General features: G+C 61.9%; 23 protein-coding genes and 1 pseudogene. 13 read left to right on the top strand and 11 right to left on the bottom strand.

Annotated features, from left to right (window positions below):
- Positions 1–4: 4 nt before the first annotated feature.
- Positions 5–1156, bottom strand: a complete 1152-nt coding sequence (locus tag HU724_RS18890; RefSeq protein ID WP_186566246.1) for an MFS transporter — start codon at positions 1154–1156, stop codon at positions 5–7.
- A gap of 252 nt (positions 1157–1408) precedes the next feature.
- Between HU724_RS18890 and HU724_RS18885 the strand changes: the two genes are divergently transcribed.
- A complete protein-coding gene (locus HU724_RS18885; RefSeq protein WP_186566248.1) occupies positions 1409–2395 on the top strand; it encodes a diaminopimelate epimerase in 987 nt (328 codons plus the stop codon).
- A gap of 6 nt (positions 2396–2401) precedes the next feature.
- Here the strand turns inward: HU724_RS18885 and HU724_RS18880 are convergent, their stop codons facing one another.
- The 5 genes from HU724_RS18880 to HU724_RS18860 all read right to left on the bottom strand — a co-directional run bounded on the left by HU724_RS18880 (position 2402) and on the right by HU724_RS18860 (position 8457).
- A complete protein-coding gene (locus HU724_RS18880; protein WP_225927632.1) occupies positions 2402–3970 on the bottom strand; it encodes a glucan 1,4-alpha-maltotetraohydrolase domain-containing protein in 1569 nt (522 codons plus the stop codon).
- A 139-nt stretch (positions 3971–4109) separates the two neighbouring features.
- Positions 4110–5345 (bottom strand): cytosine deaminase, encoded by a 1236-nt coding sequence (gene codA / locus HU724_RS18875; protein WP_186566250.1) that lies wholly within the window; start codon positions 5343–5345, stop codon positions 4110–4112.
- A 14-nt stretch (positions 5346–5359) separates the two neighbouring features.
- Complete coding sequence (gene codB / locus HU724_RS18870) at positions 5360–6631, bottom strand: cytosine permease (RefSeq protein WP_186566252.1); 1272 nt, start codon at positions 6629–6631, stop codon at positions 5360–5362.
- Between the two features lie 304 nt (positions 6632–6935).
- A complete protein-coding gene (gene queD, locus HU724_RS18865; protein ID WP_186566254.1) occupies positions 6936–7292 on the bottom strand; it encodes a 6-carboxytetrahydropterin synthase QueD in 357 nt (118 codons plus the stop codon).
- Between the two features lie 85 nt (positions 7293–7377).
- On the bottom strand, positions 7378–8457 hold the full coding sequence (locus tag HU724_RS18860) for a patatin-like phospholipase family protein (RefSeq protein ID WP_186566256.1): 1080 nt from the start codon (positions 8455–8457) through the stop codon (positions 7378–7380).
- A 291-nt stretch (positions 8458–8748) separates the two neighbouring features.
- On the opposite strand from HU724_RS18860, the gene HU724_RS18855 reads away from it, so the two are divergent.
- The 4 genes from HU724_RS18855 to HU724_RS18840 are packed head-to-tail and all read left to right on the top strand — an operon-like array spanning position 8749 to position 11350.
- Positions 8749–9057 carry a PepSY domain-containing protein gene (locus HU724_RS18855; protein WP_016775414.1) on the top strand — a complete coding sequence of 103 codons (309 nt, stop codon included), beginning with the start codon at positions 8749–8751 and terminating at the stop codon, positions 9055–9057.
- Complete coding sequence (locus HU724_RS18850; RefSeq protein ID WP_016775413.1) at positions 9057–9368, top strand: PepSY domain-containing protein; 312 nt, start codon at positions 9057–9059, stop codon at positions 9366–9368. Before HU724_RS18855 ends, HU724_RS18850 begins: the two co-directional genes overlap by 1 nt.
- A 3-nt stretch (positions 9369–9371) precedes the next feature.
- Positions 9372–10040, top strand: coding sequence for a response regulator transcription factor (locus HU724_RS18845; protein WP_016775412.1), 669 nt, complete (start codon positions 9372–9374; stop codon positions 10038–10040).
- Complete coding sequence (locus tag HU724_RS18840) at positions 10037–11350, top strand: sensor histidine kinase (RefSeq protein ID WP_186566258.1); 1314 nt, start codon at positions 10037–10039, stop codon at positions 11348–11350. Before HU724_RS18845 ends, HU724_RS18840 begins: the two co-directional genes overlap by 4 nt.
- A gap of 200 nt (positions 11351–11550) precedes the next feature.
- Here the strand turns inward: HU724_RS18840 and HU724_RS28015 are convergent, their stop codons facing one another.
- On the bottom strand, positions 11551–12306 hold the full coding sequence (locus tag HU724_RS28015; RefSeq protein WP_371699990.1) for a methyl-accepting chemotaxis protein: 756 nt from the start codon (positions 12304–12306) through the stop codon (positions 11551–11553).
- Between the two features lie 102 nt (positions 12307–12408).
- Positions 12409–12555 (bottom strand): annotated as a pseudogene (locus tag HU724_RS28010) (HAMP domain-containing protein); the annotation flags it as partial.
- A 1527-nt stretch (positions 12556–14082) separates the two neighbouring features.
- On the opposite strand from HU724_RS28010, the gene HU724_RS18830 reads away from it, so the two are divergent.
- Both HU724_RS18830 and ctpM read left to right on the top strand, forming a co-directional pair.
- Positions 14083–15399 carry a Na+/H+ antiporter family protein gene (locus HU724_RS18830; protein WP_024013513.1) on the top strand — a complete coding sequence of 439 codons (1317 nt, stop codon included), beginning with the start codon at positions 14083–14085 and terminating at the stop codon, positions 15397–15399.
- Positions 15400–15600: 201 nt separating this feature from the next.
- Positions 15601–17283 (top strand): methyl-accepting chemotaxis protein CtpM, encoded by a 1683-nt coding sequence (ctpM, locus tag HU724_RS28095; RefSeq protein WP_016775408.1) that lies wholly within the window; start codon positions 15601–15603, stop codon positions 17281–17283.
- A gap of 200 nt (positions 17284–17483) precedes the next feature.
- On the opposite strand, the gene HU724_RS18820 is transcribed toward ctpM, so the two are convergent.
- Positions 17484–18419 carry a LysR family transcriptional regulator gene (locus HU724_RS18820; protein WP_186566260.1) on the bottom strand — a complete coding sequence of 312 codons (936 nt, stop codon included), beginning with the start codon at positions 18417–18419 and terminating at the stop codon, positions 17484–17486.
- Between the two features lie 113 nt (positions 18420–18532).
- Between HU724_RS18820 and HU724_RS18815 the strand changes: the two genes are divergently transcribed.
- From HU724_RS18815 to HU724_RS18805, 3 genes are all read left to right on the top strand, one after another.
- A complete protein-coding gene (locus HU724_RS18815; RefSeq protein WP_016775407.1) occupies positions 18533–19018 on the top strand; it encodes a DMT family transporter in 486 nt (161 codons plus the stop codon).
- Between the two features lie 3 nt (positions 19019–19021).
- Positions 19022–19474, top strand: coding sequence for a DMT family transporter (locus HU724_RS18810; RefSeq protein WP_039763438.1), 453 nt, complete (start codon positions 19022–19024; stop codon positions 19472–19474).
- 578 nt (positions 19475–20052) lie between these two features.
- The gene (locus tag HU724_RS18805) at positions 20053–20220 is read left to right on the top strand and encodes a metallothionein (RefSeq protein WP_016775405.1); all 168 of its coding nucleotides are present in this window, start codon (positions 20053–20055) and stop codon (positions 20218–20220) included.
- Positions 20221–20242: 22 nt separating this feature from the next.
- On the opposite strand, the gene HU724_RS18800 is transcribed toward HU724_RS18805, so the two are convergent.
- Together HU724_RS18800 and HU724_RS18795 are read right to left on the bottom strand one after the other, a co-directional pair.
- Complete coding sequence (locus HU724_RS18800; RefSeq protein WP_123442056.1) at positions 20243–20515, bottom strand: hypothetical protein; 273 nt, start codon at positions 20513–20515, stop codon at positions 20243–20245.
- 49 nt (positions 20516–20564) lie between these two features.
- Positions 20565–20792, bottom strand: a complete 228-nt coding sequence (locus HU724_RS18795) for a DUF6555 family protein (RefSeq protein ID WP_016775403.1) — start codon at positions 20790–20792, stop codon at positions 20565–20567.
- A 146-nt stretch (positions 20793–20938) separates the two neighbouring features.
- On the opposite strand from HU724_RS18795, the gene HU724_RS18790 reads away from it, so the two are divergent.
- The 3 genes from HU724_RS18790 (at position 20939) to HU724_RS18780 (ending at position 23004) form a co-directional block, all read left to right on the top strand.
- Positions 20939–21703: an AraC family transcriptional regulator gene (locus tag HU724_RS18790; RefSeq protein ID WP_122880148.1), complete on the top strand. Its 765-nt coding sequence runs from the start codon at positions 20939–20941 to the stop codon at positions 21701–21703.
- Between the two features lie 139 nt (positions 21704–21842).
- A complete protein-coding gene (locus tag HU724_RS18785) occupies positions 21843–22016 on the top strand; it encodes a DUF1427 family protein (RefSeq protein ID WP_081932387.1) in 174 nt (57 codons plus the stop codon).
- A gap of 31 nt (positions 22017–22047) precedes the next feature.
- Positions 22048–23004: a quinone oxidoreductase family protein gene (locus tag HU724_RS18780; protein WP_186566262.1), complete on the top strand. Its 957-nt coding sequence runs from the start codon at positions 22048–22050 to the stop codon at positions 23002–23004.
- Positions 23005–23111 lie beyond the last annotated feature (107 nt).

The raw sequence follows: 23111 nt of genomic DNA, 5'->3' as shown, positions 1-23111 counted from the left end.
GCTTTTAGACTTTGAGGACTTTGCCGCCGATCGCCACAGCCACCAGCAACACTGCCATCAATCCAAAGGCAAAACTCAGGCTGCTGGCATGGGCGACAAAACCGATCACCGCCGGCCCGGCGAGAATCCCGGCATAACCCAGCGTGGTAATCGCCGGTACCGCGATGCTCTCCGGCATCACCGTCTGCTTGCCCACCGCCGTGTACAGCACCGGCACGATGTTCGAGCAACCGGCGCCGACCAGCGCATAACCGAGCAGTGCCGCTTGCCAGCTCGGCGCGAAGGTGGCGAGAAACAACCCCGCCGCCGCCAACAGACCGCCGAACAGAATGATCCGCGTGGCCCCCAGCTTGCGCACGATGCGATCACCCAGCAGACGGCCCACGGTCATGGTCAGGGCAAACGCTGCGTAACCCATTCCCGCATAAGCCGTGTCGATCCCGCGTTCCTGGGCGAGGAACACTGCGCTCCAGTCCAGTGCGGCGCCTTCGGTAAGGAAAACGATGAAGCACATGCCACCGATAAACAGCACGATGCCATGGGGAATCGCGAACGCAGGGCCGGAGCTTTCGCTGCCGTAGGGCAACATGTGCGGCACGCATTTGAGCAAGGCGCCGATCAGCAACACGACGACGACGAGCATCGCTGCCAGCGGTGTCAGCCCGAGGCCGAGCAGGGCGCTGACGCCCGCCGCACCGACAATGCCGCCGAGGCTGAACAGGCCGTGAAACCCCGACATCATGTGCTTGCCGCTGGCGCGCTCGACGATCACGGCTTGCAGGTTCACCGTCGAATCCACCGTGCCGAGGCCGGCACCGAACATGAACAGCGTGGCGATCAGCGCCGGGATCGATGACACCGTCGCCAGCAACGGCAGCGCCGCGCAGATCAGCAAGGTGCCGCCGGTGGCCACGCGTCGGCAACCAAAACGCGTGGCGAGAATCCCCGCCAGCGGCATCGCCAGAATCGAGCCGACACCCAGGCACAACAGCAATAACCCCAGCGTGCCCTCATCCAGCCCGGCCCGCGCCTTGGCATACGGCACCAGCGGCGCCCACGCGGCGATGCCGAGGCCGGCAATGAAAAAGGCAACGCGCGTGGACATCTGTTCCAGGCGTCCGGGGACGAAGGTGTCTTGGGGGCTGAGGCTGGTCATATCGATCCTTGGCAAAAAAACAACTGCATCCCGAGTGACATTCTGACGGCGTTGAGGTTCGATCGCGAGTGTCGGGTTGGCGCGGTGGACATCCTTGCACAGCATGACCTGTGGGAGCGAGCCTGCTCGCGAAAGCGGTGGGTCAAATATGGAATTGTCGACTAACGCACCGCCTTCGCGAGCAGGCTCGCTCCCACACTGGTTTGCGGTTTACAGTCGGATTTTCGCCAGCATGGAATACGGGAACAAGGCATGACGAAGTTCTACGACGCACGCGGCAATATCTACGGAGTGGTTTCGCCCCAAGCCTTGCGCGAGGCCGGAATCGCTTTGCCGACAGGCGCCGACGACTGCGCCGCATCTCGGCAGCGCTGGAGCGAAGCCGCCATCGCCCGGTGCTGCGATTGGCCGGAAGGCCAGCGCCCGGCCGACAGCAAACCCCACCGCAGCGACGGCCTGCTGATCGGCCCGTTCCAGACTTCGGCGCCGTTCGATGTGTTGATCGTCAACACCGACGGCTCCCTCGCCGAGCGCAGTGGCAACGGCTTGACGATTTTTTCTCAGGCGTTGGCCGATCAGGGGTTGATGCCGGAGGAGGGCGCAGTGTTGCGCGTTCATCATGACAAAGGCGCAGCAGTGGAAACCTCGGTGAAACCGGCTGATGTAGAAGGGGTGCAGGGCTTCTGGCTGGATCTCGGCCAGCCCGAATTCGGGCCGGATGCCGTGGGTGCGCAGGCGGTTGAGAGAATTCAGTTTAATAGTCGGAACGTCAGCCACGTCCAGCCCTTGGCGCAACTCAATCCCGACTGGACGCACAGTCAATTCGTACGCATCGGCAATCCTCACTGCGTAACGCTGCTCAGCGATGCGGCTGCTTTGCCGAGCAACGAGCAGATGCGTGAATCACCCCTTAACCAACGGCTGACCGCTATTGCCTACGCCATGCCCACCGGTGCCGGCAATCCCTGCCCGGCGGGCGTCAATCTGCAATGGGCCGCGCTGGCGTCGCCGCAGACGATTCTCGCTCGGGTGTTTGAACGTGGCGAAGGGCCGACAGCGTCATCCGGCACCAGCGCCAGTGCGGTGGCGTGTGCAGCATGGCGGGTGGGTTGGGTTGAAGCGGGGGAAGTGCGGGTGGTCATGCCCGGTGGTACCGCGCCGATTCTGCTGCAACAGCGCAGCGAACTCGGCGTGACTGTGCACCTGTTTGGCGTGGTCGTATCCCTTTCTGACCGTTGATCATATCTAGAAGCGTCCAGTGGTTTCGCTCACCGTGCCAGTGGTCACTGAGGTGTTCGGATTCGCCTGCCAGTAAACGACGCCAGAGGGATCGCTACTTCGTACAATGCATTTCCATTCAATAGCCTGCTGTGCCGGTATTTCAATGCTCGCGCTCCAGCGACCGTCCGACGCGCTCAAGGCAAGCGCATGGCGTGGGTCCCATGCGCCAAGCTCAAGCGTCGAGCCCACGGCATAAACGCTTTCGTCGCGCTGCGGATGGGCATTGTCGCAATTGAGGCGCAGGCTGACAGGGGCAGCCTGGGCGGCAACGCTCCAGATCCTGATAGCGCCGGCGTCCCATTCCAGAGCAGGTTTTTCAAGTTCCGTTGGCAGGCGTTCCAGATCCGAGCCAAGGGCAATCACTACGCTGTTACGGCTGCCGGAGATCGTCGCCACCAGTCCGGAATATCGCGTGTGAAACCGAATGGGGGAGTCGGCGCGGACCCCGGCGTTTTTGCGCAGCTTGATCAGTTGTCGAATCAGTGGGCCACGGTTCCAGTCATACATGTCTGGCCAATAAACGGTGGGCGTTCCGGGACTGCTCAGAATATAGGCATAGGCCTGGTTGCGTCGTTCTTCGGCTAGCGGCCAATGGTGTTGACCGGCGAAGTCGCCCGGGGAGTAGCCGGTATCGTGATTGTCGACAAAGGTCACCGCGACCTGACGCCAGGAAGGATCCGGGTTGCCGTTAAGGCCATCGCGCCACTGCGCCAGCGTGCCGTTCTGCATGCGCTCCTTGAGGGCGAAGTCGAACACCGTGCAGTGCGAACGATCTGACCAGTCTTTCAGTGCATCCTGCCAACTGGCACTGCGCCGCCAGTCCCCTTGCGGGTATTCGTTTGGGCCTTTCCACATTTCCCCGACACAGAACTGCCGGTCGCCAAAGTCTTTCATCCAGCGGTCGACAGTCTCCGGTGCATACCCTCTGACAAAATCAAAACGCAAACCCTGAGCACCAAACTGGTCGCGCAGATTGGTGAATTCTTTTTTGAAGGTTTCGAACACTTCGGCGTTGCCCGTATTCAGATCGGCCGTGCCGTCCATGAACGGGTCGCCTTCGTCACACCGGGCGCAGTCGTGACGCCATTCGTTGCGTCCTCGGGGGAACATCGTTACCACGCCCTTTTCACTCATGTGATTGGGCACCACGTCGTATACGACTTTGACGCCCGCATTGTTCAAGGCCGAGGCTGTTTGCTTGAGTTGTTCGGCAGTCCCATAGCGGCTGGACTTATTAAAGTCCTGCCAGAAATAACCTTCACCGCCGCCGCTGGCCGTGGCGCTTTGCCAACGGGACTCATCCACCCAGGGAGGAGGCATCCATATCAGTGTGAATCCATCGTTGCCGATAGTTGAGGCCATGCGGTCCAGTGCGGCATACCACTTCTCCGGGGTGCGGCTGGAGTTCCAGTGGAAGCCTTGCAGAAGAACTTCTTCGCCGCTGCCATTGCGCACAGCGACGGTTGCCTCTGCCGCGTCGCAGATATTCAGGAACAGAAAAAGCATCAGGCTGGGCAGTGAGGTCCATTTCATGATCGCACCTGGGATCGACTGAGTTATGGACTTCACTTTGCGTAGCATGGACGCGTTTGTCGCCTGTCAGAGTTGACAGTCCTTTAGACTGGTTAGCGATAAAATTTCCAAGAGTCATTAGCGTTCGGCAGTGTACTGGTCACGCAAACTCCACCACCGGCATCTGCCGCTTCATCAACACCCTGCCGCCGCGAATAGAATACAGCGGCAGGCCTTGGCTGCGGATCACTTCGTAGTCGCTGTCCGCCGAAAGAATCAGCAGGTTCGCCGGGCGGCCCTGTTCCAGTCCGTAACGCTCGCCCAGGTGCATGGCTTTGGCGCTGTTGTCGGTGACCAGATCCAGCGCGCTTTGCAGGTTGCGATAACCGAGCATGTGGCAGATGTGCAGACCGGCTTCAAGCACGCGCAGGATGTTGCCGTTGCCCAGCGGATACCACGGGTCGACGATCGAATCCTGGCCGAAACACACATTCATGCCGGCTTCTAGCAGTTCATTGACGCGGGTCACGCCCCGGCGTTTGGGGAAGTTGTCGAAGCGCCCTTGCAGGTGAATGCTTTCGGTCGGGCAGGAGACAAAACTGATCCCGGAATGGCCGAGCAGGCGGAACAGTTTGGCGCAGTAGGCGTTGTCATAGGAGCCCATCGCCGTGGTGTGGCTGGCGGTGACGCGGGCGCCCATGTCGCGGCTGCGGGCTTCCTCGGCGAGCACTTCAAGGAAGCGTGAATGCGGATCGTCAGTCTCGTCGCAATGCACGTCGACCAGGCAGCCGGTGCGCTCGGCCAGGTCCATCAGGAACTTCACCGAGCTGACGCCCTGATCGCGGGTGTATTCGAAATGCGGAATGCCGCCCACCACGTCAGCGCCCATGCGGATCGCTTCTTCCATCAGCTCGCGCCCGTTGCGGAACGACTCGATGCCTTCCTGCGGGAACGCGACGATTTGCAGGTCGATCAAGTGACGACTTTCCTCACGCACTTCGAGCATGGCCTTGAGCGCGGTGAGTTGCGGGTCGGTGACGTCGACGTGGGTGCGCACGTGCTGAATGCCGTGGGCGGCCAGGGCCTGAATGGTCTTCTTGGCGCGGGTCTTGGTGTCTTCTTCGGTGATGGTGACCTTGCGCTCGCCCCAGCATTCGATACCCTCGAACAGCGTGCCGCTCATGTTCCAGCGCGGCTCGCCGGCGGTGAGGGTGGCGTCGAGGTGGATGTGCGGCTCGACGAAGGGCGGCACCACCAGATTGCCGCCGGCATCGAGGTCTTCCGCGCCGAGGGTCGGCGCTTCGGTCTGACGGGCGATGCTGTGGATCAGGCCGTCTTCAAGGTGCAATTCGTGCAGGCCTTCCTGATTGCGCAGGCGGGCGTTGATGATGTGCATCAGGCGAATCCTTTTTATAGGTCTTGTAGTGGTGCGCTGACGCGACGGGCGCCGAGCACACCGGTGACGATGACATACGTTAGCGCGGCAGCGGCAATGCCTACCAGCGGCGCGACCCAGGGCGAACTGAACGCAGCGACGGTGCCCACCCCGTAGGCCCCGAGCCCCGGCCAGTTGAACGCCGGCAACCGTGCGTCGGCCAGGCGCGGATAGTGCCCGCGCCAGCGGTAGAAGAAGTCAGCCATGATCACTCCGCCAATCGGCGGAATCACCGTGCCGAGCAGAATCAGATACGGCACCAGCATGTCGTACATGCCGAGCAGGGCGAGCAGGGTGCCGATCACCGCACCACCGAGGGTCACGGTTCTGCGCCGACCGGTACGCAGCAGGTTGCAGCCGGCGACGGCGAAGTTGTAGATGGTGTTGTCCTGAGTGCTCCAGATGTTCAGCAACAGCATGGCCATCGCGGCCATGGCGAAGCCCTGCAACAGCAGCACTTCAACCACATCCGGTTGTTGATAGACGATCGCGCCGTACGCGCCGATCAGCACCATCAGGCCGTTGCCGATGAAAAAACCGATCAGGCTGGCCAGCACCGCGACTTTTGCCGAGCGGGAAAATCGCGTCCAGTTGGTGGCTTGGGTCGCGCCGCTGACGAAGGTGCCGAAGACCAGGGTGATCGCTGTCGACCAGTCCAGCGAACCGGTCGGCACCACGCTGAGCAAGCCTTCGAAACCGCCGACTTTCACGGTCGCTGCCCACATCGACAGCATCAGCAGCAACAGCATCGCCGGCACCGCGATGTACGAGAGAATCTCCAGTCCGCGATAACCGATGTACGCCGTGGCGCAAAAGCCCAGACCGAACAGCACCATCAGGCCGAGCACCGTGGCCTCATTCAAATCGAAGTACTTGCCGATCACCACGGCAGCCGTAGCGGTACCCCAGGCGTACCAGCCGATCTGGGTGAAACCGAGAATCAAATCGCTGAGCTTGCTGCCGACTTCGCCAAAACAGAAACGGCCCATCAGCACCGAATTGAGGCCGCTCTTGAAAGCGATGTAACCCAGCCCTGCCGCGTACAGGCCCAGCAGCAGGTTGCCGACGATGATCACCGCCATCATCTCGGCAAAACCGAACGCGACCCCCAGCTTGCCGCCGGCAAACATGGTCGCAGTGAAAAACGTGAAGCCCAGTAACACCATCGCCGTCGAGGCCAGGCCTTTGCGCGCGTGCATGGGGACTTCACTGAGCGGGTAATCGTTGCCGGAGGCGTTCTGCGTCATGGGGCAGTCCTTGCTGGAAGGGGAAGACGCAGAAGGGTTGCAGCGGTCGTGCCAAGCGGCGCAAGTGAACGAATGTATAGACGCGACTGAGGTTTTCAGCGCGAAAGCAGTGCACTGAATGCACCAGGAGCCCAATGTGGGAGCGAGCCTGTGATGTGCACGGCAGATGAGTCAAACCTGGTGCCGGACTCTTGTGGGAGCGAGCCTGCTCGCGAATACGGAGTGTCAGTCACCGAATAAATTGACTGGAACGACGCTTTCGCGAGCAGGCTCGCTCCCACAGGGGCGGGGAGATGTGTGTTGCTTATTCGCCGCGATAGATGCAGCCGCTGGTGCACGTCTCATGAATGCGGATCGCACTGAGTTCCGGCAGCAATGGCTTCATCTCATTCCAGATGAATTTGGCCAGCACTTCGCTGGTCGGGTTTTCCAGGCCGGGAATGTCGTTCAGGTAGTTGTGGTCGAGACGCTCATACAGCGGCTTGAAAATCGCTTTGATCTCGGAGAAATCGCGAATCCAGCCAGTGTGCGGATCGAGGTTGCCGCTCAGGTGCAGCGCGACCTTGAACGAGTGACCGTGCAGGCGTCCGCACTTGTGGCCGTCCGGGACGTGCGGCAGGCGGTGGGCGGATTCGAAAGTAAACTCTTTGAAGATTTCCACGGTATTTTCGGCTCTGTTCAGATGGCGTTCGCCGCAGCGATTCGGGCAGGCGGCGAGTTTATCAGCTTGTCTTTGGCCGTGCTGACTAAAGGGTCAGCAAGCGCTCGGCGAGGCGACCATTGGCCGTCAGTTCGAGAAATTCGTCGCCCAGTCGGCGGCTCTCGTCCATCGCCGTGTGCCAGTATTTCTGCCGGCTCGGCGCATCGCCCATAAAGCGTTTGAAGTCATTTCGATCGGGCAGTTTGCCGTAGGGCAGGCGGGCCAGATATTCCCTCGACGGCGCGACCAGCAGCACATCCTGCAAACGCTGCACCGAAGCGCGGCGCCATGGCAGGGTCTTGTCGAACCAGCCGGGAATCACCCGATCGGTGAAGTGCGGATAGAGCACGATGCCGTCGCCGCTGTAGGGCAGGTCGAGGTGGTAGTCGAGCAGGCCGCCGTCACGGAACGTACCCGCGCCGGCGCCGGGCAAGTCGCGTACGCCTTCCATGACCATCGGGATCGATCCGGAAGCGAGCAGGGCCTGGCGCAGGTTGCCGGTGTTGAGGGCAACGAAGCGCGAGGGGAAATCGGTCAAGGCATCAAGCGGCGGCGCCAGGCGCGGATCGTGGATGATCAGCCGCTCGAAGTGCCGCGACAGCCGTGCACGACCGCGCAGGTTGTCGGCGATCACTGAACCCAGTGCCAGACCGAGGCGCCCGCGATGGTCTTCAGCGAGGCGGCCCTGGCTTTTCACCACCATGATGTTCAGGCGGTAATCGGCGTTTTCGAGAATGCTCGCATCGCGGCCGTCGAGCAGGTCATTGAGCATGCGCTGCGAGCTCTGGCTGATCTCGGCCATGCTCACGCCTTTGTTGAAATTCTGCTCGGCGTAGAGCTGGCCGAGGCGGCGAATGCCCTCGGCGGCGTCCGGCAGGCAGGCGCTGGCGAAGCGCCAGGAACCCACCGAGGCGCCGATCAGCGAACGCTCACGCGGCGCACTCGGCAGCCACTCGCCGAACAACGCCAGATCGAGCCCCTGAATCCCCAACGCCTTCGGCCCACCGGCCGCACCGGGCAGGGTGCCGACGTCTGCGGCGTGCAAACCCTGCGCACGAATCCGCGCCATGGCCCGTGGGCCGGCCTTGAGGGTGAGGGCGGGAAACTTGATGTGGATGGCGGTCATACCGGTCTCGATCGTTAGCAAGCTGGCGATTATAAGCACATGTTGCAGGCCCATGTAGGAGTGAGCCTGCCCCACAAGGGGGGCAGACGCAAACCAGTGTGGGAGCGAGCCTGCTCGCGAAAGCGGTGGGTCAGAAACATCGTTGCAGCTGACACTGCGCCTTCGCGAGCAGGCTCGCTCCCACAGGGGAGCTTGCCAGCAATGGGGCACAATGATGGCCATTCAGTTTCAGTTAAGTTGACCCCGCTATGGTGCCCACCTTAAGCAACATATAAGAATTCGGAGACACCCATGAAAACCCTGACTGCCCTGACCACTGCCTCGATCCTCGGCCTTGGCGCCAACACTGCGCTGGCGCGCGATCTCGGACCTGACGAGGCGCTTCGTTTGCGCGACGCTGGTACTATCGTCTCCTTCGAGAAGCTCAACGCCATCGCGCTGGAAAAACACCCCGGTTCGGAAATCACCGAGACCGAGCTGGAGGAAGAGTACGGCAAGTTCATTTACCAGATCGAACTGCGCGACCCGAAAGGGCTGAAGTGGGATCTGGAGTTGAACGCGGTCGATGGTGAAGTGCTCAGGGATCATCAGGATACGTAATGAAGCTGAATAGTCGCGCCACCCGCCTGACGGCGCTGGCGCTGGTGTTGTTGTGCAGCACGGCCATGGCTCGCGACCTCGATCAGGACGAGGCGCTGGCCCTGCGTCGCGATGGTGTGATCCTGCCGCTGGAGCAAGTGCTGCAGCAGGCCATGGATCGCTACCCCGGCGCCAAACTGCTGGAAGTCGAGCTGGAAGAAAAACACGACGTGTACATTTACGAAGTCGAATTGCTGACGGTCGAAGGCGTGGCGCGCGAGCTGCACCTGAAGGCCGATACCGGCGAGTTAGTCAAAGACAAGGAAGATTGATCGATGCGTTTGCTTCTGGTGGAAGACCATGTACCGCTGGCCGACGAATTGCTCGCCGGCCTGCAGCGCCAAGGCTACGCGGTGGATTGGCTGGCCGATGGTCGTGACGCGGTGTATCAGGGCAGCAGCGAGCCCTATGACCTGATCATCCTCGATCTCGGCCTGCCCGGCGTACCGGGGCTGGACGTGCTGGCGCAGTGGCGCGCGGCCGGTCTGGCGATTCCGGTGCTGATCCTTACCGCGCGCGATTCCTGGGCCGAGCGCATCGAAGGGCTGAAGGCCGGCGCTGACGATTACCTGACCAAACCGTTCCACCCGGAAGAACTGTACCTGCGCATTCAGTCACTGCTGCGCCGCTCCAAGGGCCAGGCCAACCAGCCGACCCTGCAAGCCGCCGGCCTGCATCTGGACGAAGGCCGCCAGTGCGTGGTTCGCGACGGCGCCGACATCCAGCTGACCGCCGCTGAATTCCGCCTGCTGCGCTATTTCATGCTGCACCCTGAACAAATCCTCTCGAAAAGCCACCTCGCCGAACACCTCTACGACGGTGAAACCGAGCGTGACTCCAACGTCCTCGAAGTCCACGTCAATCACCTGCGGCGCAAGCTCGGCAAAAGCGTGATCGAAACCCGTCGCGGCCAGGGTTACCTGTTCGGCGGGCAAGCTTCATGAGATCAATCCAGCGCCGTTTGAGCCTGGGTTTGATCAGTGTGATGGTGATCGTCGGTCTGGTACTGGCGCAAACCAGCCTGTGGTTGTTCGAAGTCGGTTTGCAGCGCTACCTCGAAGCCGGCCTGCGCAACGACAGCGAAAGCCTGCTGGTGGCGCTGGTGCGCGGCCCGCAAGGTTTGCAATTGGATGAGCGGCATCTCTCGCCGGCCTATCAGCGGCCGTTTTCCGGGCATTACTTTCGCATCGATTTCTCCGACAGCCACTGGCGTTCGCGCTCGCTGTGGGATCAGGAACTGCCGCTGCTGCAGCAGCCGGGGCTGCACAGCAATCTGCAACTGGGCCCGGGCGGGCAGCGCTTGCTGATACTGCGCTCGGACTATCGGCGCCTGGGTCAGTCGATCTCGATCAGCGTCGCCCAGGATTACACGCCGGTCAGCGACAGCTTCCAGCGCATGCGCCAGATCGGCCTCGGCCTGGGGCTGGCGGCGTTGCTGTTGATCCTGTTCCTGCAACGCCTGACCGTGCGCCGCGCGCTGAAACCGCTGGAGCGCGCGCGCGAGCAGATCGCTCAGTTGCAACAGGGCCAGCGCTCGCAACTCGACGATCAGGTGCCGGTGGAGCTGGAACCGCTGGTGGCGCAGATCAACCATTTGCTCGCCCACACCGAAGACAGCCTCAAGCGCTCGCGCAATGCCTTGGGCAACCTCGGCCACGCGCTGAAAACCCCGTTGGCGGTGCTGCTCAGCCTGGCCTCCAGCGACAAGCTCGATGACCATCCTGAGCTGCGCAGGATTCTCAAGGAACAACTGGAACAGGTGCAGCAGCGCCTCAATCGCGAACTCAATCGCGCGCGGTTGTCGGGGGATGCGCTGCCCGGCGCGTTGTTCGATTGCGATGCCGAGCTGCCGGGGTTGCTGGCGACGCTGAACATGATTCACGGCGAGCATCTGGCCTTGAGCTACGTCGCACCGCCGGGTTTGCAGTTGCCGTGGGATCGCGAGGACTTGCTCGAACTGCTCGGCAACCTGCTCGACAACGCCTGCAAATGGGCCGATGCCGAGGTGCGCTTGAGTGTGATCGAAAGGTCTGACGGCTTTGCCTTGAGCGTGGAAGATGACGGCCCGGGGATTCCCGAGGAGCAGCGGTCTCAGGTGTTCAGCCGTGGCACGCGGCTGGATGAGCAGACCCACGGGCATGGGCTCGGCCTTGGGATTGTGCGGGATATCGTCGATACGTGGGGTGGCTTGCTGGTGCTGGGCGAAAGCGAGTGGGGCGGGTTGAAAGTGGTGATTGAACTGCCTAAGCGGTGAGCCCTTGAAAAGCCCCTCACCCTAACCCTCTCCCAGAGGGAGAGGGGACTGATTGTGTTGTTCTTGAGAGATGCACCCACTTGAAATCCGAGACGAACTCAGGACTTGAATGGCATGAAGATCGGCTCCCTTTCCCCGTCGCCCCCCTTGGGGGGAGAGGGCTGGGGTGAGGGGGGATTGCAACTGACACCCCGCACTTGTCAAACGCGAAACTGATCCATCAACCGCTGCTGCTGATTCGCCAGGCTGTTGAGCGACTGGCTCACCCGAGCCGATTCATTCGCCTGTCCGGACAGCGACTCGGTCACATCGCGAATCGTCGCCACGTTGTTATTGATCTCCTCAGCCACTGCGCTCTGCTCTTCGGCAGCGCTGGCGATTTGCAGGTTCATGTCGCTGATCACGGTAACCGCATCGCCGATCTGCCGCAGCGCCGTCACCGCCTGGCCAACCTGCTCGACACTGCCCTGGGCCTGACGATGGCTGTTGCCCATCGAGCCGACCACTTCCTGCGTGCCGTTCTGCAATTGCTCGATGACCTGGCGGGTTTCTTCCACCGACTCCTGAGTGCGGCGCGCAAGGTTGCGCACTTCGTCGGCGACCACGGCAAAACCGCGTCCGGCTTCACCGGCGCGGGCGGCTTCGATGGCGGCGTTGAGTGCCAGGAGGTTGGTCTGCTCGGCGATGGCGCGGATGGTTTCCAGCACCGTGCCGATCTTCTCGCTGTTCGCAGCCAAGCCTTCGACCTGAACCATCGCTGCGCTCATGTCGGCGGCGAGGGTGTCGATGCTTGCGGTGGTGCGGTCGATCACGGTCAGGCCCTGACGAGTGGCGCGGTCGGCGTCCTTGGCGGCTTCGGCGGCCTGCGCGGCACTGCGCGCCACGTCCTGGGCGGTGGCGCTCATTTCGTGGGAAGCGGTGGCGACCTGATCGACCTGACGATATTGCTGCTCCATGCCGGCGCTGGTCTGGGTGGCGATGGCCGATGACTGGTCAGCGGTGTTGCGCGCATCCTGCACTGAGCGCTTCACCTCGGCGATGATCGGCTGCAACTTGTCGAGGAACTTGTTGAACCAACCGGCCAACTGGCCGAGCTCGTCCTGCTTGTCATAGGCCAGACGCCGGGTCAGGTCGCCTTCGCCGCTGGCGATGTCTTCAAGCATGTGCGCCACACCGAGAATCGGCCTGGTCACGCTGCGCGCCATCAGCCACACCAGCAGCAGGCCGATCAGCGCGGCGAGCAGGCCGAGGCTCAGTTCGATCAGCGTGCCCGAGGTATTGCTCGCATCCAGTTGCTGTTTGAGCGCTTCGGCGCGGCTGACCAGGACTTTCTCCGGCACATCGAGCAACACGCCCCACGCCGGTCCGTCGGGAATCGGCTGGAACGGCGACAGCACTTTCAACTGGCCGTTGCTGTGCAGGCTGCTCACGCCAGTGCTCGCGGCGAGCAGGCGCAGCAACTCGCTGCCGCTGGCCTGATCCACCGCATCCAGGCGCTGGCTGAGTTTGCCGGCATCCGGGCTGTAACCGGCGAGCAGGCCGGCGGGGCTGACAATACTGACGGCGGTCTGGCCGTCATACAGCTTGCGGCTGGCGTTCTGGCTGATCGCTTGCAGGCTGTTGAGGTTGATGTCGACCGACAGCGAGGCGATGACTTTGCCATTGACCTGCAGCGGGAAAACGATGCTGGTCATCAGCACTTTGTGGCCGTCGATGACATAGAAGTACGGCTCGATCACACACGGTTTGAGCGTGGTGCGCGGGCAGGTGAACCAGGCGTTGGCGGCCTGACCGCTGGGGCCGGTGCTGGTGTCGCTCATGTCGCTTTCCGGTAGCGCCATCGAGGTGACTTTGCCCGGGGTCGGCTGCGACCAGTACAGGGCGAAACGGCCCTTGTCGTTGCTGCCCAGTTCAGCCTGATCGGCGAACAGTTCGTCCTTGCCGTCCAGCGCGTTGGCTTCGAACACCAGCGACAGGCCGAGCAGGTCCGGGTTGGCTTGCAGCGCGGATTTGACCTGACGGGTCATGTCCTCGCGCAGGTCGAAGGCATCGAGAAAGCGCTTCTCGGCCTGCTCACGCAAAAACAGCACCTGCCGCGAGAAACCGTGGCCGTACTGATAGGCGTCCATGAACTGCTGACGAATGCCGGCGGCCTGCACTTCACCTTGCGACTCGATCCGCGCCTGCGCCGACTCGGTGAGCATCTCCATGCTCGAGGCTTTGACCAGCGCCGAGCTGTGTTCCATGCGATACAGCGAAAGACCGACCAACAGGGTCACGATACCGGCCAGGCAGAGGCCGGCGAGCAGGGTGATTTTCCATTGGATGGAAAGTTGTCTGAGCGACATGGAAAACATCCTTATCCGATAAATATCTGAGACTTTGCACTGTAGCGGCCGCGTTTCGGCTTTCTTTATGCCGTGAGCGCAATATGACCGATTGCCGCATGCGGGGGCTGTGGTCCTGTGGTCCTGTGGTCCTGTGGCGAGGGGATTTATCCCCGTTCGGCTGCGAAGCAGTCGTGACAAGGGTTGTTTTGAAGTTTGCCGGGGGCGGCTTCGCCACCCAACGGGGATAAATCCCCTCGCCACAGGGCTTTGACACCGCCGCCACTCTGCGGCACAGTGCGCGCCCTCTAACAAGACCCTCTGTACACATCCGCCGGCCAACCCGGGCGGACTCATCCTGTCTGGCGGTGTGTTTTCACCCGCAGTGTTTTTTGAGGTAGTGAAATGAATGCAGTCATAGCAGCCGTCGGCGTCATGCTGATCCTCAGCCTGTCGCGCGTGCATGTGGTGATCGCGCTGATCGTCGGGGCGCTGGTCGGTGGCCTGACCGGCGGTCTGGGCATCGACGCAACACTCAAGGCGTTCAACAGCGGTCTGGGCGGCGGCGCGACCGTGGCGTTGTCCTACGCCTTGCTCGGCGCGTTCGCCGTAGCGATTGCCAAGTCGGGCCTGGCCCATGCGCTGGCCGACAAGGCCCTGGCCATGGTGGATCGGCAGCATGCAACCGGCGGCGGTAACGTCAAATGGCTGCTGATCGGGCTGCTGTGGGTGGTGGCGATTGCCTCGCAGAACATCCTGCCGATCCACATCGCCTTCATTCCGCTGCTGGTGCCGCCACTTCTATATGTACTGACCAAGCTGCAACTCGATCGCCGTTTGATCGCCTGTGTCATGACCTTCGGCCTGATCACCCCGTACATGTTTCTGCCGGTGGGCTTCGGCAACATCTTCCTCAACGAAATCCTGCTGGCCAACGTCGCGCGCAGCGGCGTCGACATCAGCGGCATCAATGTCACCCACGCCATGGGCATTCCGGCGCTGGGCATGGTCTTCGGTCTGGCGATGGCGTTCATCAGCTATCGCAAGAAGCGCGTTTATGACCTGGCCAAAATCGAACAGGTCGAGCAGACGGCGGTGCACTACAACCCGCTGAGCCTGATGATCGCCGGTGTGGCCATTGCTTCGGCATTCGTGGTGCAGTTGCTGCTGGACTCGATGATTATCGGTGCTTTGGTCGGGTTCCTGATTTTCTCGGTGTCGGGCATCGTCAAGTGGCGCGAGACCGATGACCTGTTCACCGAAGGCATGAAAATGATGGCGATGATCGGCTTCATCATGATCGCCGCCTCAGGTTTTGCCGAGGTGATGAAGGCCACCGGGCAGGTGCAGACGCTGGTCGAATCGTCGGCGGCCTGGATCAATCACAGCAAAGGCGTCGGGGCTTTGTTGATGCTGCTGGTGGGCTTGCTGGTAACCATGGGCATCGGCTCGTCGTTCTCCACCGTGCCGATTCTCGCAGCGATCTTCGTGCCGCTGTGCGTGCAGCTGGGCTTCAGCCCGATCGCCATCGTCTGCATCGTTGGCACTGCAGGTGCGCTGGGCGATGCCGGTTCGCCGGCCTCGGACTCGACCCTCGGCCCGACCTCGGGTCTGAACATCGACGGCCAGCATCACCACATCTGGGACACCGTCGTACCGACTTTCCTGCACTACAACCTGCCGCTGCTGGTGTTTGGCTGGGTGGCGGCGATGGTTCTGTAAAAAATCCACAATTGCCCCATGTGGGAGCGAGCCTGCTCGCGAAGGCGTCGTGTCAGTCGACACACAGGTTGCTGAGCCAACGCTTTCGCGAGCAGGCTCGCTCCCACAGGGGGCCTGGGTATTTCCCGGACTCAACTTTTGCTCCGGCGTGCCGTTAAAGCCTTTAACCACGCCAACAAAATCAAAAGAGTGAGTCCCCCGATGCGCCTGAGTCTCAAGGCTAAAGTCCTGTCCCTTGCTGTTCTGCCGGTGCTGCTCTTTGCGCTGGTCATCAGCGTGACCACGCTGTTCATCCTCCAGGAACAGGCGCGCAAGGAGGTCGAACAGACCCGCGAGCGGCTGCTCAGCGACGCCAAGGCCACCCTGCAAAGTTACGTCGCCGTGGCCATGACCACGATCAAACCGCTGTACGACGCCGCCGCACCGGGCGATGACGCGGCGCGGGCGCAAGCGATCAAATTGCTCTCTGGCATCCGCTACGGCAAGGATGGCTACTTCTTCGGCTACGACTCCGAGACCGTGCGTCTGTTCAAGGCCAACGACCCCGACGGCGTGGGCAAAAGCTTCAAGGACAACCGCGATCCGAACGGCGTCTACGTCAACCTCGGCCTGGTCAAAGTGGCCAAGGACGGCACCCACTATCTGCAATACAGCTCACCGCTGCCGGGTAACGCCAAGGTGCTGGTGCCGAAGCTCGGCTACACCGAATACCTGCCGAAGTGGGACATGGCGGTCGGTACTTCGGTCAATCTCGACGGCATCGAAGCGCAAGTGGCGCAGGTCGAGGCGCAAGTGCAGGAGCGCGTGCAAGGCGTGGTGCTGAGCATCGTCGGCGTTGCGGTGCTGGTGCTGTTGGTGATCGCGGCGGCGGGCATGCTGCTGGCCAACACCATTCTGCGTCCGCTGACCCTTATGAAAGCCAACCTCGACGACATCGCGGCGGGCGAGGGCGACCTGACCCGGCGCCTGAACATCACCAGCCAGGACGAGCTCGGCGAACTGGCCGGCTCGTTCAACCGTTTCGTCGACAAGATCCACGGCCTGGTGCGGCAGATCACCGAGATGACCACGCAACTGACCGGTCTGGTCACCCAGGTCTCGGAACAGGCGCAGCGTTCCGATCAGGCGATGGAGCGTCAACGCCACGAAACCGATCAGGTCGCCACAGCGATCAACGAAATGTCCGCCGCCGCCCAGGAAGTGGCGAAGAGCGCGCAAAACGCCGCCGTCGCCGCGCAGCAGACCGACGAAGAAGGCCAGAGCGCCAAGCGCGTGGTGGCGGGCAGCATCAAGCAGATTCATGCGCTGGTCGACGATATCCGCAACAGCGGCGTGTCGCTGGACAGCCTGCAGCAGGACGTCAGTTCGATTGTCGGCGTGCTTGGGGTGATTCGTTCGATTGCCGAACAGACCAACTTGCTGGCGCTCAACGCCGCGATCGAAGCGGCACGTGCCGGTGAGGCCGGGCGTGGCTTTGCGGTGGTTGCGGACGAAGTACGCGCACTGGCCAGCCGCACGCAGATCAGCACCCAGGAAATCCAGGGCATGATCGACCGCTTGCAGGCCGGCACGCAGCAGGCGGTCGAAGCGATGCGCCGTTCCAGCGAGGCCGGCGACGGTACTTCGCAGCAAGCCAATCAGGCCGGTGCATCGCTGGACGCGATGGCGCAGCTGATTGCCACGATCAACTCGATGAACGCGCAGATCGCCAGCGCAGCGGAAGAACAGACGGCGGTGGCCGAAGAGATCAACCGCAGCGTGCATCAGATTGCCGTGGCGGTGGACAGCGTCGCCGATGAAACGCAACTGGGCGCGCAGACGTCGCGCAGTCTGGCGGAGCTGGGGCAGCGGTTGGGCAAGCTGGTCGGGCAGTTCCGTATCTGATGGTCTGAAAAGCCCCTCACCCTAGCCCTCTCCCAGAGGGAGAGGGAACCGATTGGGGAATATTGCGGGATTACGCCGACCTGAACGTCCTGCTTTGAATCCATAATCGACGCGGTTTTTCAGGTCGATGCAGTAGGTGGGACACCTCGGTCGGTTCCCTCTCCCTCAGGGAGAGGGCTAGGGTGAGGGGCTCTTGATCTTCAGGCTCTGTCCCAATAGGGAATCTCGCCAAAGCACTCGACAAAAAAATCAATCACCGTCCTGACCTTCACCGACAGCCGTCGGCTCCCCGGCCACAGCACGGCGATCTGCTGCGGTTCCAGGCTGTTCGACACCTGATATTCCCCCAGCACCGGCACCAGTGTGCCCTCGCGTACCGCTTCGCCAATCAGCCACGACGGAAACATCACCAGCCCTAAGCCTTGCTGGGCGGCCTGGGTCAGGGTGTCGGCGTGGTTGCCGGTGATCGGGCCTTTGACGGTGTACGGCGTCCAGTCCTCGCCATCACGGCGGAAAAACCAGCGCTGCTGACCGGCCGCGCCTTTGTAGGCCAGGCACTGATGTTGCGCGAGTTGGTCGGGATGCTGCGGCGTGCCGTGGCGTTTGAGATAGGTCGGGCTGGCGGCGACCTGAAAACGGTGCGGCGCCAGAATGCGTGCCTGCATGCTCGAATCGTGCAGCGCGCCGATGCGAAACAGCAGGTCGGCGCCTTCCTGTAGCGGGTCGACATAATGGTCGGTTTGCTGGATATCCAGTTGCAGCTTCGGATACCGCGCGCAGAGCTCGCCCAGCCAGGGCGTCAGATGGCGCTGGCCGAACACCACCGGGGCGTTGATGCGCACCAGTCCGGTGGGTTCGCTTTGCTGTTCCTGCAACGCCTGTTCGGCTTCTTCCAATTGCACCAGCAGTAACCGCGCATGGTGCCCGAGCGTGCGCCCGGCTTCAGTCGGGGTGACGGCGCGGGTGTGGCGGTAGAGCAATTGCTGGTTGAGCGCCTGCTCCATCAATTGGATCTGCCGTGAAATGGAGGAGGGCGCGACCCCTTCGCGGCGGGCGACTTCGGAAAAACTGCCGTGGTCGAGGACCGCTACAAACAGCCTTAACGCTTTGAATCCGAGTTCGTTGAGCCCGTGCATGCCTTGTCTCGCTGTGCGTATTGCGCAAAAGTGTTGTCCGGATGCTCCCATTTATCGCACAGCGGCGCCAGCCGACAATCCGCGCCATTGTTTTCGAGCGTGGAAGGTTATGTATGCAGACGTTGGATGAAGGGGTGGTTGCTGCACCGGTGAAAAGATCGGTGTTGCGTCTGCTGTTGCTGCCGCTGGTGATTCTCGCTGGCATGGGCTTGTCGGTGGAGGCCGGTTTGCTCGGGCCGCTGGGTGAGCAGGTCGGGCATTTGTGGGCGACGTTGAGCATCTTCGGTGTGGGTTCGGCGATTCTGTTTTTGCTCCTGCTGTTCGCCGGCCCACAGAAAGGTCCGGCGTTGACCGAACTGCCGCGCTGGCAGTTGATCGGCGGGTTTCTCGGGCCGATCTACGTGGTGGTGCTGACGCTGGCGACGCCGCATATCGGCATTGCCATGACGATGATTGCGATTTTGTCCGGTCAGGTCGGCAAGAGTGTGCTGATCGACCATTTCGGCTGGTTCGGCGCGACGCGCAAGAAGGTCAACGGCGAGCGCTGGCTGGCGTTGGGCTTGATTGTGGTGGCTTTGGTTCTGATTGCGCGGGGGTGAGTGATGGGTCTGGTGATTTTGTTGGCGGTGGTGGTGTTGGCCGGTGCGGTGTTGAGTGTGCAGGCTGCGATCAATGGTCGTCTGGGGGAGACGGTGGGTGTGCTGCGTTCCAGTCTGCTGACCTTTGCGGTGGGCGCGGTGGTGACCGGGTTGTTGATTCTGTTTTTCGAGCCGGCGCAGGCGGTGAGTCTGCTTGAGGTGCCGAAATGGCAGTTGACCGGGGCGCTGTTCGGCGTGGTGTACATGATGGTGATGGTTGGCGCGGTGCCGGTGGTCGGGACGGCTGTGGCGACGGTGGCGGTGATTGTCGGGCAGTTGGGCATGGGGATGTTGATCGACAATTTTGGCTGGTTGGGGAATCCGGCGATCGGCTTGTCTTCGAGCCGGATGCTGGCCATGGTGTGTCTGGCGGTGGCTTTGGTGTTTATGTATCGGAGTTCGCGGCAGGCGCAGTGATTTTATTTGTATGACTGTGTACATATCCGTTGCTGCGGGTGTTGCTTCTGGCGGTTCCGCTGTGTACGACTGCGTCGTTCGGTCGCTGCGCTCGCACGTCCGGATCAATCCCTCCACTCAGCCTGCCGACGGGCTCTGAGATCAAGATCAAAAGCGGTACTCGAGCTTGCGCTCATTGTTTTGAGTGGTTAGGAGCGGGTGGTGTCTGGCTTTGGTTTTGTGCTGGGATTCGCCCCTCATCGGAACGCCGCCCGCCCAGCCCTCTCCCGGGGGAGAGGGGGCCGATTTTCGGGGTTTTCAAAATTTGCGTTCGACTCGGTATTCCACGTCGGCGGGTTTCTCGCAATCATCTCGGTCAGTTCCCTCTCCCTCCGGGCAGGGCTAGGGTGAGGGGCTTTTGATGTCTGCGCAGGTCTGTGCTGCGCGCAGTTGTTCTGTGGGAGCGAGCCTGCTCGCGAAAGCCATCTCTGGGTCGCCCAATCTCTCAACAGTTGGCCAGCCTGCAACACCACCTTCTACACTGTCCCTTATGGCTTGCTCGCAAGCCTCAGACAACCACCACGCAAGGAGTCTGTCCCATGTCCGACAAAAAATGCGACTGCCCGGGCTGCAACTGCACGATCAAAGAAGGCGAACATTCCTACGCTGTGCACGGCAAACACTATTGCTGCGAGGCTTGCGCTCATCATCACAAACACGGTGAAGAGTGTGCGATGAAGGGTTGCGGTTGCGCTCATCCGAAATAAGCGGGGCAAAAAAAAGTGGAGCCTAATCAGGCTCCACTTCCATTTTCAGACTGTCGTCTTCCTGTCGCTCAAAGTGCCTCACCGTGCCTTGCAAGGTTCGCCCTTCGACCTTGACCACCACAATTTTCGCTTGGTCGAGGTCTTCCGGTACCGGTGCCTGGACGCACAAGGTGAAGCGATAAGGGTCATCCGCGACCGTTTCCAGTGCGACTTGGCAATTCACCGTTTTGGTGATCTGGCCGAAGAAGGTGGTCAGGCCGTAGTCCAGTCGGGCCGGGTGATAAGTGTCGGTCATCGGTCGATTCCCCCTGTCGATTGCCAAGCCTGCGGTGAGGGCGGTGGGGTCAGTTGGTCTGGCGCCAGGTGACGTTTTCCAGGCCGAATTTTTCTGCCATCGGTTTGCTGGTCTTTTGCACTTTCTCGCGACCGAAGCGCGGGATGCGACCCACGCCCGCGTCGCAGCTTGCCCAATGCCAGGCTTCGGCGTTGTCCATTTTGTCCGAGCGGATAATGAACGACTTGGGGGTGCCATGCAGTGTGTAGTCGATGACGTAAAGTTTTGCGTTGTTCATAAAGCCCGAATTCCTCCCTGTGGTATTAAACGGATCGCGCTGTGCCGGGAAAATTCATTCGGATTGTCCGACGGTAGCTATCGTTGGCGAGGGCGGGGCAGGCTGGTTACCATGGCGGCTTCGCCAACCCCCTGTGAACGCTCGCCATGGCCCTCGCCGCGCCCCCTGATCTGACCGACACCGATGTGCCCGTGCAACCGCTGGCGCGAACCTATCCGCGTGGTTTGTTCATCGAGCCGCACGAGCATGTCTGGGGGCAGTTGCTGTATGCGATGAGCGGAGTGATGTGGGTCGAAACCCCGCACGAAGCGCTGGTGGTGCCGCCGCAGCGGGCGGTGTGGTTGCCGCCGGGAGTGCCGCACGGGATTCGTGTGGTGTCGGATTTGCAGATGCGCAATATCTACCTGCGCCCGGCGCTGGCGGCGACCCTGGATGCGACGGTGCAGGTGATCGAAGTCGGTGGTCTGCTGCGCGAGTTGATCGTCGGGCTGGTGGCGCAGGGCGATGCCGGCGAGGCTGAGTATTACGAGGCACTGGTCGGGCTGGCGTTGCTGGAACTGCGCCGGGCCAGGCGTTCGCAACTGAAGATTCCACTGCCGGATGAGTCCGACCGGCGTCTGATGAATCTGTGTCAGGCCGTGATGGCCGCGCCGTCGCTGGAGATCCCGTTCGAGCAGCATGCGCAGAACGCCGGGGCCAGCGTGCGTACGCTGGCGCGGTTGTTCAAGGACAGCCTCGGCATGGGCTTCGCCGAATGGCGGCGCCAGGTGCAGTTGGCGACGGCGGTGGCAGCGTTGATTCAGGGCGTGGCGGTGAGCGTCATTGCTCGCGACCTGGGTTATTCACCGAGCAGCTTCAGCGACATGTTTCGCCGGGAGCTGGGGGTGGCGCCTTCGCAATTTGCCGTGTAGGACAAATGTCTGATTTGTGAGCTCCCACAAGGTTCTTTGTGAATTGGGGTTTTTGTCCGAAATTCAGAAGTCCTTGGCCGATACCGCTCCGCCCGTTTCCCTAGACTCTGCCCATCACTTATCGCGGCGGAGTTCCCCCATGAACTACCTCATTTCTCTGGCCATCGGCCTGGGCGTCGGCCTGCTCTATGGCGCGCTCGACTTCCGTTCTCCCGCACCACCGGCGATCGCGCTGGTCGGTCTGCTCGGCATGTTGGCCGGTGAGCAGTTGTGGCCGCTGGGCCGGCAACTGGTCGCTGGCTGGGTGTCCTGAATTTCCTTTTTTCTTTTCGGTGGATGTGCCCATGAAAGCGTTGCAATTCGATCAGACCGGCGACCTGTCTTCCCTGCGTTTCGTCGACGTTCCGACCCCGGTGCCCGGCGCCGATGAAGTGCTGGTGCAGATCAAGGCTGCCGGCCTCAATCCCAGCGATGTGAAAAACGTCCTCGGGCGTTTTCCTTACACCACGCTGCCACGGGTTCCGGGGCGGGATTTTGCCGGGGTGGTGGTCGAGGGGCCGCAAGCACTGATCGGTCAGGAAGTCTGGGGTACCGGGCGCGAGCTGGGCTTCTTCGCCGACGGCGCCCATGCGCAATTCGTCAAATTGCCGGCCAGCGGCGTGGCGCACAAACCGGCGCATTTGAGTTTTGCTCAGGCGGCCAGCCTTGGCGTGCCGTACACCACGGCGTGGGATGCGCTGGAACGCAGCCTGGTCAGCGCCGATACGCGCTTGCTGGTGATCGGCGGCGGGGCAGTGGCCACGGCGGCTTTGGCACTGGCGAAAGTACGCGGCGCGCAATTGCTGGCGGCGGCGCGCCGGCCCGAGCAGGTCGCCGATCTGCAGCAGCAGGGCTATCAGACGATTCAACTGGATAAGCCAGAAAACCTCGGTGCGCAGGTCAACGCGGTGTATCGCGGCGGCGCCGATGTGATCTTCGACACCACCGGTTTCTGGCTGCCCGCCTCGGTCGCGGCACTGGCGACCTTCGGCCGCATCGCCATCATCGCCGCGCCGGTCGACGGCCACGTGCAATTGCCGGCGCTGGCGCTCTATCGAAAAGGCGGCTCGGTGGTCGGGATCAACTCTTTGTTGTACGGCGTTGAGGCGTGCGCGGCGATGCTCGAGCAGTTCGGGCGGTTCTTCGATGAGGATCGCTTGCCGCTGCCGCAGGGCTTGGTGGAGGTGCCGCTGGCTGAAGGGCTGGCGCGCTATGACGAGGTCAATCAGGGCGGCGGCGACAAGATCATCTTGCTGCCCTGACTCACGCAAACCCCTGTGGGAGCTAGCCTGCTCGCGATGACGGTGGATCAGTTAAACAGTCGGCGACTGACACACCGTTTTTCGCGAGCAGGCTAGCTCCCACAGGA

The sequence above is a fragment of the Pseudomonas iranensis genome (assembly GCF_014268585.2).
GTDB classification, from domain to species: Bacteria; Pseudomonadota; Gammaproteobacteria; order Pseudomonadales; family Pseudomonadaceae; genus Aquipseudomonas; species Aquipseudomonas iranensis.
This window is presented reverse-complemented; position numbering and strand designations above follow the sequence as displayed.